At 73.0% G+C, this 13,237-nt stretch carries 12 protein-coding genes; 5 read left to right on the plus strand and 7 right to left on the minus strand.

Annotation, left to right across the window (positions count from 1 at the left end):
• Nucleotides 1-9 precede the first annotated feature (9 nt).
• Genes CTZ28_RS33235 through CTZ28_RS33250 form a run of 4 tightly spaced genes read right to left on the minus strand, consistent with a single transcriptional unit; the run spans nt 10 to nt 4,391 of the window.
• Nucleotides 10-789: a CDP-alcohol phosphatidyltransferase family protein gene (locus tag CTZ28_RS33235; protein ID WP_121893444.1), complete on the minus strand. Its 780-nt coding sequence runs from the start codon at nt 787-789 to the stop codon at nt 10-12.
• On the minus strand, nt 767-1,828 hold the full coding sequence (locus tag CTZ28_RS33240) for an iron-containing alcohol dehydrogenase family protein (RefSeq protein WP_121893445.1): 1,062 nt from the start codon (nt 1,826-1,828) through the stop codon (nt 767-769). The genes CTZ28_RS33235 and CTZ28_RS33240 overlap by 23 nt, the downstream gene beginning before the upstream one ends.
• Nucleotides 1,816-2,577, minus strand: coding sequence for a phosphocholine cytidylyltransferase family protein (locus CTZ28_RS33245; protein ID WP_121893446.1), 762 nt, complete (start codon nt 2,575-2,577; stop codon nt 1,816-1,818). The genes CTZ28_RS33240 and CTZ28_RS33245 overlap by 13 nt, the downstream gene beginning before the upstream one ends.
• Nucleotides 2,574-4,391, minus strand: a complete 1,818-nt coding sequence (locus tag CTZ28_RS33250; RefSeq protein WP_121893447.1) for a DUF5941 domain-containing protein — start codon at nt 4,389-4,391, stop codon at nt 2,574-2,576. Before CTZ28_RS33250 ends, CTZ28_RS33245 begins: the two co-directional genes overlap by 4 nt.
• A gap of 311 nt (nt 4,392-4,702) precedes the next feature.
• Between CTZ28_RS33250 and galE the strand changes: the two genes are divergently transcribed.
• The 3 genes from galE (at nt 4,703) to idi (ending at nt 7,526) form a co-directional block, all read left to right on the plus strand.
• The gene (gene galE / locus CTZ28_RS33255; RefSeq protein WP_121893448.1) at nt 4,703-5,674 is read left to right on the plus strand and encodes a UDP-glucose 4-epimerase GalE; all 972 of its coding nucleotides are present in this window, start codon (nt 4,703-4,705) and stop codon (nt 5,672-5,674) included.
• A 161-nt stretch (nt 5,675-5,835) separates the two neighbouring features.
• The gene (locus CTZ28_RS33260; protein WP_121893449.1) at nt 5,836-6,774 is read left to right on the plus strand and encodes a cation diffusion facilitator family transporter; all 939 of its coding nucleotides are present in this window, start codon (nt 5,836-5,838) and stop codon (nt 6,772-6,774) included.
• Nucleotides 6,775-6,932: 158 nt separating this feature from the next.
• Nucleotides 6,933-7,526 (plus strand): isopentenyl-diphosphate Delta-isomerase, encoded by a 594-nt coding sequence (gene idi, locus CTZ28_RS33265; protein WP_121893450.1) that lies wholly within the window; start codon nt 6,933-6,935, stop codon nt 7,524-7,526.
• A gap of 6 nt (nt 7,527-7,532) precedes the next feature.
• Here the strand turns inward: idi and CTZ28_RS33270 are convergent, their stop codons facing one another.
• A complete protein-coding gene (locus CTZ28_RS33270; protein WP_121893531.1) occupies nt 7,533-8,027 on the minus strand; it encodes an ATP-binding protein in 495 nt (164 codons plus the stop codon).
• A 223-nt stretch (nt 8,028-8,250) separates the two neighbouring features.
• Here CTZ28_RS33270 and CTZ28_RS33275 point away from each other — a divergent pair, with 223 nt between their 5' ends.
• Nucleotides 8,251-9,006 (plus strand): enoyl-CoA hydratase/isomerase family protein, encoded by a 756-nt coding sequence (locus tag CTZ28_RS33275; protein WP_121893451.1) that lies wholly within the window; start codon nt 8,251-8,253, stop codon nt 9,004-9,006.
• Here CTZ28_RS33275 and CTZ28_RS33280 read toward each other — a convergent pair.
• Together CTZ28_RS33280 and CTZ28_RS33285 are read right to left on the minus strand one after the other, a co-directional pair.
• Nucleotides 8,978-9,628, minus strand: coding sequence for a DJ-1/PfpI family protein (locus CTZ28_RS33280; RefSeq protein WP_121893452.1), 651 nt, complete (start codon nt 9,626-9,628; stop codon nt 8,978-8,980). The two genes, CTZ28_RS33275 and CTZ28_RS33280, sit on opposite strands and share 29 nt — an antisense overlap.
• A gap of 79 nt (nt 9,629-9,707) precedes the next feature.
• A complete protein-coding gene (locus CTZ28_RS33285) occupies nt 9,708-10,667 on the minus strand; it encodes a GlxA family transcriptional regulator (RefSeq protein WP_121893453.1) in 960 nt (319 codons plus the stop codon).
• A 168-nt stretch (nt 10,668-10,835) separates the two neighbouring features.
• Between CTZ28_RS33285 and CTZ28_RS33290 the strand changes: the two genes are divergently transcribed.
• Nucleotides 10,836-13,232, plus strand: coding sequence for a Tex family protein (locus CTZ28_RS33290; RefSeq protein ID WP_121893454.1), 2,397 nt, complete (start codon nt 10,836-10,838; stop codon nt 13,230-13,232).
• Nucleotides 13,233-13,237 lie beyond the last annotated feature (5 nt).

The following is a 13,237-nucleotide window of genomic DNA, read 5'->3' on the forward strand; positions in this document are numbered from 1 at the left end:
CCACGGCGCTCACCGCAGCCTGCTGGAGGCGAGGACGGACACCAGGTGCAGCACGGTCTGCAGCAGCGCGATGCCGGCCAGCACGGCGGTGCCGAGCCGGGTGAAGAACAGGTCGCCCCTGAGCGCGTCCGCGACGGCCAGGACCAGGATCAGCAGGGACGCCTCGATCCCGAGGATCAGCCGGTGGAACTGGAGGGCCGCGGCGGCGCGGCGGGCCAGCGCCATGCCGGCGGACCGCGGCTCGGCCGCGGCCTCCCGGACCGGCGGCAGCCCGCCCTGGTGGCGGGCGACGCCCACCAGGTCGGTCTCGGCCTTGACCAGGATCGCGCCGAGGGCGGCGAGCGTCCCGAGGAAGGCCCACAGCCAGTCGATGCGGCCGGGGCCCCACAGGTCGGCGGCGCGCAGGCCGAGGCCCACCAGGACCGCGGCGTCGGTCAGATAGGCGCCGACCCGGTCCAGATACACCCCGCCGAGCGAGTACTGCTGTTTCCAGCGGGCGACCTCGCCGTCGACGCAGTCCAGCAGCAGATACAGCTGGACCGCCAGCACCCCGAGCACGGCGCCCGCGATCCCCGGCACGAGCAGTGCCGGGGCCGCGAGCACACCGCAGACGGTCATCAGGTACGTGAGCTGGTTGGGGGTGACGCGCGTGGTGACCAGATAGCGGTCGACGCGCAGGGACACCTCGCGCATGTAGAGGCGTCCCATCCAGTGCTCACCGCTGCGCCGGTCCTTCACCCCGGGGGGATGGACGACCGTGCGCAGTTCAGCTACCGATGGCCTTGACATAGTCGGCGTAGATGTCCTTGATCTGATGGGTCTTGAGGTCGAGGTGTTCGAGGATCGTGTAGCGGCCGGGCCGGGTCTCCGGGGCGAACTCCACGGCCCGGACGAACTCGTCCTGTGTGAAGCCGATCTCGTGCGGCAGGACGGGCAGCCCGTGCCTGCGCAGCACCTCGGCCATGTTCGCCGCCTCGTCGTGGGCTCCGCGCAGGTACATCGCGAAGGCCGCGCCCAGGCCGCACTGCTCGCCGTGGCTCGCCGCGCGCTTGGGGAAGAGCAGGTCGAAGGCGTGGTTGATCTCGTGGCAGGAGCCCGAGGCGGGTCGTGAGTCACCCGAGATCGACATCGCGACACCGGTGAGGACCAGCGCCTCGGCCAGCACCTGGAGGAAACCGTTGTCGCCGACGCCGCCGGGGTGCCGGAGCACCGCCTCGCCGGCCTGCCGGGCCATGGCCGCGGCCAGGCCGTCGATCTTCTCGCCGTTGACGCGGTTGGCCAGCTCCCAGTCCGCGATCGCGTTGATGTTCGAGATGGCGTCGCCGATGCCCGAGCGCACGAAACGGACCGGGGCATCGTGGATCACGTCCAGGTCGATGACGACCGCGATCGGGTTGGGCACGCCGTAGGAGCCGCGGCCCGCGTCGTTGTCGAGGGTGGCGACCGGGGAGCACAGGCCGTCGTGCGCGAGGTTGGTCGGCACGGCGACCAGTGGCAGGCCGACGCGGGCCGCCGCGAACTTGGCGCAGTCGATGATCTTGCCGCCGCCGAGGCCCACCACCGCGTCGTAGTGGCCGGCCTTTATGGCGCCGGCCAGCCGGACCGCGTCGTCGAGGGTGCCGCCGCCGACCTCGTACCAGGAGGCGCCCGGCAGCGAGGGGGCGAGGCGCTCGCGCAGCCGGGCGCCCGAGCCGCCGCTGACGGCGACGGCGAGCCGCCCCGAGTGCGAGATGCGCTCGTCGGCCAGGACGCAGGCCAGATCGTCGAGGGCGCCCGGACGGATGTCCACGACGACCGGCGAGGGGATGAGCCGGGTCAGTACTGGCACGCGATCTCCCGTCCCCTGGCCAGATCGTCGTGGTTGTCGATCTCGACCCACTGGACGTCGCCGATCGGCGCCACGTCGATCCGGAAGCCGCGGTTGACGAGTTCCTGGTAGCCGTGCTCGTAGAACTGCTGCGGGTCGGTCTCCCACACGGTCCTGAGCGCGTCGGCCAGTTCGGGGGCGGCGTCGCCCTCGATGAGGGTGACGCCGATGTACTCGCCGGTGGCCTCGGCCGGGTCCATCAGCTTGGTGATCCGCTGGACGCCCTTGGCGGGGTCGACGACGACCTTCATCTCCTCGTCGGCCAGCGACTTCACCGTGTCCACGGCGAGGATGATCTTCTTGCCGTCGCCGCGGGCGGCCAGCAGGGTCCGCTCGACGGAGACCGGGTGGACGGTGTCGCCGTTGGCGAGGATCACCCCGTCCTTGAGGGCGTCACGGCCGCACCACAGGGAGTAGGCGTTGTTCCACTCCTCGGCCTTGTCGTTGTCGATGAGGGTGAGCCGCAGACCGTACGTGCGCTCCAGGGCCGCCTTGCGCTCGTACACGGCCTCCTTGCGGTACCCGACGATGATCGCGGCCTCGGTCAGGCCGATCTCGGCGAAGTTGCCGAGGGTGAGGTCGAGCACCGTGACCGGCTCCTCTATGCCCGCCTGTCCCGCGGAACGCACCGGCACCAGAGCCTTGGGCAGGCTGTCGGTGTGGGGGCGCAGGCGCCGTCCGGCGCCGGCCGCGAGCACGAGGCCGATCATGCGGGTTCTCCTTCGTCGTGTACGGCGGGTGCGCCCCCCAGATGGGAGGCCACCCAGAAGCGGATGCTCTCGGCGAGCACCAGCAGGGCGACGGCCACGGCAAGGACCGTGAGCGCGACCTTGAACTGCGCGGCGGTGAGCAACGCGGCCAGGATGGTGACGAGCAGCGTCCGCCCCTCGTGCCCCCCGATGGCACGCACCAGCCAGGCCGGCGGCGCTCCGGCGTTGCCCCGGATCCGGTACACCGTGTCGTAGTGATGGTAGGCGACGGCGGACACCAGGCCGAAAGCCGCAGGAAGGGCTCCGTTCACCTCCGCTTTCCAGGCGAGGACGAGCACGGTGCCGTACTCGGCGGCCCGGAGGAACGGCGGGACCAGCCAGTCGAGGGCACCCTTGAGCGGGCGGGCGACCGCGAGGGCCGAGGCGATGGCATAGACCACGGCCCCGGCCACGGGCAGCGGTCCGCCGAAGTCGGACAGCGCGGCGGCGCAGACGACGACGGCCCCGCCGGCCAGCGCGAGCGCGGGGACGGCGAGCCCGGGCAGCCCCCGCCCGACGGTGCGGGCGAGGGCCTGGGCGAGCGGGCCGGAGTCCGCGAGGTCCGCCAGCGCCTGCGCGGCCCGGTCCGTACGCCGCGTCCGGCGGGTCACCGAGCGCAGCACACGGCCCGCGGTGGTGTAGGCGGCCGCGAAGGCACAGCCGACGAGCAGCACGTAGAAGGTGATGCGGGGGGTGGTGACGGCCGTGAGGACGGCGATCATGGCCCATCGTTCGCCGATGGGCAGCACTATCATCCGGCGCAGCCACACCGTCCAGCCGACGCCGTCGAGCCGGTCGGAGAGGGCGGCGGTGGGGCTGGTGTTGGCGGTGCCGGCCGGATCCCCGGCGTTCGCCTCGTTGAAGGCGAAGTCCACGACGTGCCGGCAGGTCTGCAGGATCATCGCGCCGAGCGCGAGCGCCCACACGTCGTCGCCGCCGCGGGCCGCGCCGAGGGCGAGACCGGCGTAGTAGGCGTACTCCTTGGCCCGGTCGAAGGTGGCGTCCAGCCAGGCGCCGAGCGTGGAGTACTGCAGCGAGTAGCGGGCGAGCTGGCCGTCGGTGCAGTCCAGGACGAAGGAGAGGATGAGCAGGAGGCCGGCGGCGACGAAGCCGCCGCGGGTGCCGGTGGCCGCGCAGCCCGCCGCGATCAGCGCGGTGAGCAGCGAGGCGGTGGTGACCTGGTTGGGGGTCAGGCCGCGGCGGGCGCACCAGCGGGCGAGATAGCGCGAGTACGGGCTGATGAAGAACGTGGTGAAGAAGCCGTCGCGGGCCTTCACGGCCGACTTCAGGCGTACGGCCTCGTCGTCGACGGCGGCGACGGCCTGCCGTGCCTCGTTGCGCGTCTGCGGGTCGGTGGGGACGACGGCGACCAGGCTGCCCAGTTCGGGGCGGTGCACCGCACCGCCCTCGGCGTCGAGGGCGGTGACGACACGGTCGGCGAGGCTGTCGACGGCCACCGCCGTGCCGCCGCCCGCCGTGGTCTGCCGGGCCAGCGCGCGGGTCAGGGCCTCGCGGCCGGCGGGCTGGGCGGTGACGGCGCCCGCGACGGCGGCGAGCGGGAAGCGGGGGTCGGTGAGGCCGAGGCGCAGCGCGTGCGGATGGCCGACGAAGCGGGCGTCGACCAGGGCCACCCGCCGGCCGGCGGGGACGGCCGCGAGGAGTGTGCCGGCGTCGGCGGCGTCGGCGGCCACCCGCACCTCGAAGCCGAGGGACCGCAGATCGTTCTCGAGTGACGATCCGGGCACCGGCTGACCGGTGACGATGGCGGTCGACAACCGAACTCACTCCCTGGGTGCCGGCGCGTGCGCCGGTCGTCTGCTGGGTGGGGCGCCGCTCGTCCGGGGCGCCCGGGCGGCATTGTCGGCAGAGGTTATCGGATACCCGGAAGACCTTGTTCACCGGCCGTTCACGGGCCGGTCGACGCGGTCTGCTGCGGCCTGTGCCGAGATCATCATCAGCGATCGGGGGCCCGGCCCACAAACCGCGCCCCGTGGCCCGCGCACGAGGAAAAGAACAGTGGACGGGAGATAGGGGACATAGGGGGCATAGCGAATGGCCGACGGGTGTCGGCATAGGCTGGGCGACCATGACGTGGCTGATCACCGGCGGGGCCGGATACATCGGGGCACATGTGGCGCGGGCCATGGCGGACGCCGGGGAGCACGTGGTGGCGCTGGACGATCTGTCGGCGGGGGTGCCGGAGCGGCTCCCCGCGAACATCCCGCTGGTCGAGGGGTCCACGCTGGACGGGGCGCTGGTCGCGCGGGTCCTCGCCGAGCACGCGGTGACCGGTGTGGTGCATCTCGCGGCGCGCAAGCAGGTCGCCGAGTCCGTGGCGCAGCCCCTCCGCTACTACCGGGAGAACGTGGGCGGCCTCGGCACGCTCCTGGAGGCGGTCGCCGACGCCGGGATCGAGCGGTTCGTCTTCTCCTCGTCGGCGGCCGTGTACGGCAACCCGGACGTGGCCCTGATCACCGAGGACACGCCGTGCGCGCCGGTGAACCCGTACGGCGAGACCAAGCTCGCCGGGGAGTGGCTGGTGCGGGCGGCGGGCCGGGCGCACGGCATCGCCACGGTGTGCCTGCGCTACTTCAACGTGGCGGGCGCGGGCGCGCCCGCACTCGCCGACACGGGCGTGTCCAACATCGTGCCCATGGTGTTCGACCGGCTCACCCGGGGCGAGGCCCCGCGGATCTTCGGCGCCGACTATCCGACGCCGGACGGCACGTGCGTCCGCGACTACATCCATGTCGCCGACCTGGCCGAGGCGCATCTGGCGGCGGCGCGCGGGCTCGCCGAGAAGAGCCTGACCGGCGACCTGACCGTGAACATCGGCCGCGGGGAGGGCGTTTCCGTCCGCGAACTGATCGCGGTCATCGGCGAGGTGACCGGCGACCGGCGCGCGCCCGTCGTGGAGCACCGGCGCCCCGGGGACGCGCCGCGCGCGGTCGCCTCGGCGCGGCTGGCCGCCGAGACGCTGGACTGGCGGGCGCGGCACGGGGTGCCCGAGATGGTCGAGTCGGCCTGGCGTGGCTGGCGCGCACGCCTCGCACAGTGACCGGGGACCGCCCTGACCTGGGCTTCGTTTACGCAGGTCAGGGCACATGACAACGGTGTTCGATGCCGCGTTGCCGGATACCCCCCACCCGTAGTTCACTGTGATCTCCGGCAGGAACACGGAGCACCGGAGCACACGGAGAACACGGAAGGGCGGTCCCGATGGGCGCTGGGCACGATCACGGGCACGGGCACGGGCCCGCGCCGACCGGTACGGCGGCAGCGGCGTACCGCGGCCGGCTGCGCATCGCCCTGTCGATCACGCTCACCGTCATGGTGGTCGAGATCGTCGGCGGTGTGCTCGCGGATTCGCTCGCGCTGATCGCGGACGCGGCGCACATGGCGACGGACGCGCTGGGGCTCGGCATGGCGCTGCTCGCCATCCATGTCGCGGGCCGCCCCGCGAGCACGAACCGCACGTTCGGCTACGCGCGCGCCGAGATCCTCGCCGCGCTCGCCAACTGTCTGCTGCTGCTCGGCGTCGGCGGCTACGTCCTGTCCGAGGCGGTGCAGCGGTTCTTCACGCCCGCCGACACCGAGGGCGGGCTGATGATCGTGTTCGGCGCGGTCGGCCTGGTCGCGAACATGATCTCGCTCTCGCTGCTGCTGCGGGGCCGGCAGGAGAGCCTGAACGTGCGCGGCGCGTTCCTGGAGGTGGCCGCGGACGCCCTGGGCTCGCTCGCGGTGCTGATCTCGGCCGGGCTGATCGTGGTCACCGGCTGGCAGCCCGCCGACCCGATCGCCTCGCTGGTCATCGGCCTGATGATCGTCCCGCGTACCGTGAAGCTGCTGCGCGAGACCCTGGACGTGCTGCTGGAGGCGGCCCCCAAGGACGTCGACATGACGCAGGTGCGGGCGCACATCCTGGCGCTGGACGGCGTGGAGGACGTCCACGATCTGCACGCCTGGACGATCACCTCCGGCCTGCCGGTGCTGTCCGCGCATGTGGTCGTGCGCTCGGACGTGCTCAGCGCCATCGGGCACGAGAAGATACTGCACGAGTTGCAGGGCTGCCTCGGGCATCACTTCGACGTGGAGCACTGCACCTTCCAGCTGGAGCCGGGCGGGCACGCGGAGCACGAGGCGCGGTTGTGCCACTGACGCACGCCCCGCAGGGCCGTATCCCGGCCGGCCGGGGTGACCGCTGTCCCGGCCGCCGTTCCGGCCGCGGCCGGGACATGCGGACGCGCCGGGAGGTGCCGGGAGTGCCCCCTGCGTACGGCAGACTTGGGGTGCGAAGACCGAGGCGAAGGATGGGTATGCCGATCACACCTGCCACCGCGACGCACAGTTCGTCGAACGGCACCGCAGAGGCGATTTTGCTGGAACTGGTCGACGAGAAGGGTGTGACGATCGGCACCGCGGAGAAGCTCGCCGCCCATCAGCCACCGGGGCGGCTGCACCGCGCGTTCTCGGTGTTCCTGTTCGACGAGCACGGCCGGCTGCTGCTCCAGCAGCGGGCGCTGGACAAGTACCACTCCCCCGGTGTGTGGTCCAACACCTGCTGCGGCCACCCCTACCCGGGCGAGGCGCCGTTCGCGGCGGCGGCCCGGCGCACGTTCGAGGAGCTGGGGGCGTCCCCGGCGCTGCTCGGTGAGGCCGGCACGGTCCGCTACAACCATCCGGATCCGGCCTCGGGGCTGGTCGAGCAGGAGTACAACCATCTGTTCGTCGGCCTGGTCCAGGCGGCCGTGGTGCCGGACCCGGAGGAGGTCGCGGCGACGGCCTTCGTCACCCCGGCCGAGCTGGCGGAGCGGCACGCGCGGGATCCTTTCTCCGCCTGGTTCATGACCGTGCTGGACGCGGCCCGGCCCGCGATCCGGGAACTGACAGGGCCGGACGCGGGCTGGTGAGGGGCCTCATGGGATCCCTCCGGGCTTGAGCGGCAGGGCGGCCCAGATCACCTTGCCGCCGCTCGCCGTGTGCGCCACGTCGACCGTGCCGCCCGCCTCCCGGGCCACCTCGCGCACCAGAAGCAGCCCCCGTCCGCCGGTCCGGCCGTGGTCGGCCTCCAGGGCGCTCGGGCGGTAGGGGTGGTTGTCCTCCACCGACACCCGCACCCACTCGGCGCCGACGGCGACCTCCACGGCGAGCATCGGCGACAGCAGCGCCGCGTGCTTGACCGCGTTGGTGACCAGTTCGGACACGATCAGCAGCAGGCCGTGGACCAGCTCGTCGGAGACCGGCACGCCCTGACGCGCGAGCAGGTCCCGCACGGCGTGTCGCGCCTGCGGCACCGAGCCGTCGACGGCGGGGGCGGTGAACCGCCACACTCCTTCGTACGGCAGTGGACCCGGCGGTCGCCGGGCGCCTTCCTCGGGGCACGGGCCGTACCCGCGCCCGTCCTCTTCCATGGTCCGGTCGCCGCCCTTGCGCTCGATTGTCACCACACGTCGAGTGTTGGCAACGCTCCGCTCCTCTCCACCGAACTGAACACAAGTCAGCAGTTATCGAGCGTTTCTGATCGTTGGCGTATGACCGGGTCAGGTGCGGGACTGCTCCTGTCGCCCGCGGGCCGTCTTCGCGAACTCTTCGGGTTGTACGGCTCATCCGACCGCGCCCGATAGCATCCCGCGCATGGAGCCCCAGCTGTTGCACTCGGTCACCGACTCGGTCGCCACCGTCGTCGTCCACCACCCGGCCAAACGCAACGCCATGACGGCCGCGATGTGGCGGTCGCTGCCCCCGCTGCTCGACGCCCTGGCCGCCGATCCCGGCGTGCGGGCGCTGGTGCTCACCGGCGCGGGCGGGACCTTCTGCGCCGGCGCCGACATCTCGACCCTCCGGGACTCGCCGGACGGGGCGCAGCGGCTCGCCGGGGCCGCCGAGGAGGCGCTGGCCGCGTTCCCGAAGCCGACGCTCGCCGCCGTCCGGGGCCACTGCGTGGGCGGCGGGGCGCAGCTCGCGGCCGCCTGCGACCTGCGGTTCGCCGAGGCCGGGGCGCTGTTCGGGGTGACTCCGGCCAGGCTCGGCATCGTCTATGCCGCGTCCGCCACCCGGCGGCTGGTGTCGCTGGTGGGGCCGGCCACCGCCAAGTACCTGCTGTTCTCGGGCGAGTTGATCGACGCGGCACGGGCGCTGCGCACCGGTCTCGTCGACGAGGTGCTGCCGGAGGGCGAACTGGACAAGCGGGTCGCGGAGTTCGGCCGGATCCTGGCCGCCCGCTCGCAGCTGACGCAGGCCGCGGCCAAGGAGTTCGCGAACGGGCGCACGGACCGGGACGGCCACTGGGCGGCGCAGGCACGCGGCAGCGGCGACACCGCGGAGGGCGTCGCCGCGTTCCTGGAGCGCCGGGCGCCGCGCTTCACCTGGAGCGTGCCCGCCCCGCGCTGAACCGGCTGTCCGCGCGGAACCGCTCGACGAGGTGGGCGGGCGCCTTCGCCGGGGAGCCCGCGTCGTAGGGCGGCTGCGGGTCGTACTCGGTCATCAGCTGCACCGCCTGCGCCGCTTCGTCGCCGGCGATCCGGCCCAGCAGGGCGAGCCCCATGTCGATGCCGGCGGAGACGCCGGCCGCGGTGACGTACTTGCCGTCGAAGACGACCCGCTCCCCCGTCGGCCGTGCGCCGAACCGTTCGAGGGCGTCGAGCGCCAGCCAGTGCGAGGTGGCGCGGCGGCCGTCGAGCAGGCCGGCGGCGGCCAGCAGCAGCGAGCCGGTGCACACCGACGTGGTCCAGGTGCTGGTGGCGTCGGCGGCCCGCAGCCAGTCCAGCAGGGCCGCGTCGGCCATCTGCGGGGTCTGGCCGGGGCCGCCGGGCACGACCACGATGTCGGGGTGCGGCACGTCGGCGAGCGTCCGGTCGGCCGTGAGCGCGAGGCTTTTGGCCTCGTTGCGGACGGGCCCGGTGCGCTCGGCGACGAAGACGGTCTCGGCACCGCTGAGACGGCCGAGGGTCTCGTAGGGTCCGACGGCGTCCAGGGCGGTGAAGCGGTCGAAGAGGACGATGGCGATCTGCACGGGAATCCTTTCCGGGCGCGCCGGAGGGAGCGCCCTGCGGGGAGCGCGTGGCGCCGGCCGGCCGGGGCAGGCGGTCGGCTCAGGCGGTCGGGGCGGGGCGGAAGCGGCGGCGGTACTCGGCCGGGGGTGTGCCCAGCGCCCTGACGAAGGCGCGGCGCATGGCCTCGGGCGTGCCGTAGCCGCTCGCGCGGGATATCTCCTCGACGCCGTCGCCGGTCTCCTCCAGCAGCCGGCGGGCGTGTTCCAGGCGCACCCGGTCGACATAGCGGCCGGGTGTCATGCCGGTCTCGGTCCGGAAGGCGCGGGCGAAGTGGCGCGGGGAGAGCGCGGCCCGCGCCGCGAGCGCCTCGACGCTCAGGTCGTCGGCCGGGTGCTCGGTGATCCACCGCTGCACCTCCCGGAGGGGCTCGCGCCGGGCCGTCTGGGCCGCCAACTGGGCACTGAACTGGGCCTGGTTCCCGGGTCTGCGCAGGAACACCACCAGATGGCGGGCGACCGTCAGCGCGACGTCCCGGCCGAGGTCCTCCTCGACGAGGGCGAGGGCCAGGTCGATGCCCGCGGTGACCCCGGCCGAGGTGGCGACCTGCCCGTCGCGCACGTAGATGGGGTCCGGGTCGACCCGTACGGCCGGATGGTCGTGGGCCAGCCGGTCGCAGTACGCCCAGTGGGTGGTGACCCGGCGGCCGTCCAGGAGTCCCGCCTCGGCGAGCGGGATCGCGCCCGTGCACACGGACACCAGACGCGCGGCACGCGGGCCGCGGGCGCGCAGCCACGCGGTGAGCCGGGGATCGGACCGGCGGGTGCCGGCCCCGCCGGGGACGAGCAGCGTGTGCGGATCGGGCGCCTCGGCGAGGGCGTGGTCGGGCACCAGGGTGAGCCCGCTGGAGGTGCGCACCGCGGCCCCGTCCAGGGAGGCGGTACGGATCCGGTACGTGCCCGGGGAGCGCGTCTCGGCCGCGGCGAAGACCTCCACCGGGCCGGTGACGTCGATGCTCTGCACGCCGTCGAAGAGGACGACGAGGACGGTTCGCTGCGCCATGCCTCCGATTCTTCGCGGTCCCGGGGACGGCTGCAATGACGCCTTCCCCACCTTTCCTGCCACCGGACCGGTGGATGTGACCGCGCGGCGGGAGCGCCCTGATCCCCTGTTGCCGGTGCCACCTGCCACAATTGCCGCGCAACCCCAGTGAGAAGGCGGTACGGGATCGTGACGACACCCGGGACCCTCGAAGTAGGGTCCATCGAAGGCAGGATCGCCGAGGAGCTCGGCGTACGGGAGCGGCAGGTGAAGGCCGCGGTGGAGCTGCTGGACGGCGGCTCGACGGTGCCCTTCATCGCCCGCTACCGCAAGGAAGCGACCGAGATGCTCGACGACGCGCAGCTGCGCACGCTCGAGGAGCGGCTGCGCTATCTGCGGGAGCTGGAGGAGCGGCGGACGGCGATCCTGGAGTCGGTGCGCGAGCAGGGCAAGCTCACCGAGGAGCTGGCGGCGCAGATCCGTGGTGCGCAGACCAAGGCGCGCCTGGAGGACATCTACCTGCCGTACAAGCCGAAGCGGCGGACCAAGGCGCAGATCGCCCGCGAGGCGGGTCTGGAGCCGCTGGCCGAGGGCCTGCTCGGCGACCCGGGTGTCGAGCCGCTCGCCGCTGCCGCCGCCTTCGTGGACGCCGACAAGGGCGTCGCCGATCCGCAGGCCGCCCTGGAGGGCGCGCGGGCGATCCTCACCGAGCGGTTCTCGGAGGACGCCGACCTGATCGGCGAGCTGCGTGAGCGCATGTGGGTGCGCGGGCGGCTGGCCGCCAAGGTGCGCGAGGGCAAGGAGGAGGCGGGCGCCAAGTTCGCCGACTACTTCGACTTCGCCGAGCCGTTCCCCGAACTGCCCTCGCACCGGGTGCTCGCAATGCTGCGCGGTGAGAAGGAGGAGGTCCTGGACCTCGCCCTGGAGCCGGAGGAGCCCGCCGACACCCCGGGGACCCCGTCGTCGTACGAGGGGATCGTGGCGGACCGCTTCGGCATCGCCGAGCGTGGCCGCCCGGCCGACAAGTGGCTGCTGGACACGGTGCGCTGGGCCTGGCGCACCCGCATCCTCGTCCACCTCGGCATCGACCTGCGCCTCCGGCTGCGTACGGCCGCCGAGGACGAGGCGGTCGACGTGTTCGCCAGCAATCTGCGCGACCTGCTGCTCGCCGCGCCGGCGGGCACCCGCGCGACACTGGGCCTGGACCCCGGCTTCCGTACGGGCGTGAAGGTGGCCGTGGTCGACGCGACCGGCAAGGTGGCGGCGACGGAGGTCATCCACCCGCATGTGCCGGCCAACCGGTGGGACGAGGCGATCGCCACGCTGGCCCGGCTGGCGAAGCAGCACGCGGTCGAGCTGATCGCGATCGGCAACGGCACGGCGTCCCGCGAGACCGACAAGCTCGCCGGTGAACTCGTCTCCAAGCATCCGGAGTTGGAGCTCACCAAGGTGATGGTGTCGGAGGCCGGCGCCTCCGTCTACTCGGCCTCCGCTTTCGCCTCGCAGGAACTGCCGGAGATGGACGTGTCGCTGCGCGGCGCGGTGTCGATCGCCCGCCGTCTGCAGGACCCGTTGGCCGAACTGGTCAAGATCGACCCGAAGTCGATCGGCGTGGGCCAGTATCAGCACGACCTGTCCGAGGTGAAGCTGTCCCGCTCGCTGGACGCGGTGGTCGAGGACTGTGTGAACGGCGTGGGCGTGGACGTCAACACGGCGTCCGTGCCACTGCTCGCGCGCGTGTCCGGGATCTCCTCGGGCCTCGCCGAGAACATCGTGGCGCACCGCGACACGAACGGCCCGTTCACGTCGCGCGGCGAGCTGAGGAACGTGGCCCGGCTGGGTCCGAAGGCGTACGAGCAGTGCGCGGGCTTCCTGCGCATCCGCGGCGGCACCGACCCGCTGGACACCTCCAGCGTGCACCCGGAGGCGTATCCGGTGGTGCGGCGCATGGTGAAGACCAGCGGCCAGGAGGTGGCCGCCCTGGTCGGCAACACGGCGCTGCTGCGCTCGCTGAAGCCGGCCGAGTTCGTCGACGACACGTTCGGGCTGCCGACCGTGACCGACATCCTCAAGGAGCTGGAGAAGCCGGGGCGCGACCCGCGGCCGGCGTTCAAGACGGCCACCTTCAAGGAGGGCGTGGAGAAGCTCTCCGACCTCACGTCCGGGATGATCCTGGAGGGCGTGGTCACGAACGTGGCGGCGTTCGGGGCGTTCGTGGACGTCGGTGTCCACCAGGACGGTCTGGTCCACGTCTCCGCGATGTCACGGACGTTCGTGAAGGACCCGCGGGACGTCGTCAAGCCCGGGGACATCGTGAAGGTGAAGGTCCTCGACGTGGACATCCCGCGCAAGCGGATCTCGCTGACGCTGCGGCTGGACGACGAGGCCGCGCCGCAGGGGCAGCAGCAGCAGCGCGGCGGCGGTGGCCGTCCGCCGCAGCAGCGGCAGGGCCAGCGCCCGCGGCAGGGCCAGGGCCGCGGCGGTGACCGGGGCGGACGCCAGGCACCGCCGCCGGCCAACAGCGCGATGGCGGACGCGCTGCGGCGCGCGGGCCTGCTCGACTCCTCGAAGAACGACCGCCGCTGACCCGC

It is taken from the genome of Streptomyces shenzhenensis, assembly GCF_003688995.1.
In the GTDB taxonomy this organism is placed as follows: domain Bacteria; phylum Actinomycetota; class Actinomycetes; order Streptomycetales; family Streptomycetaceae; genus Streptomyces; species Streptomyces shenzhenensis_A.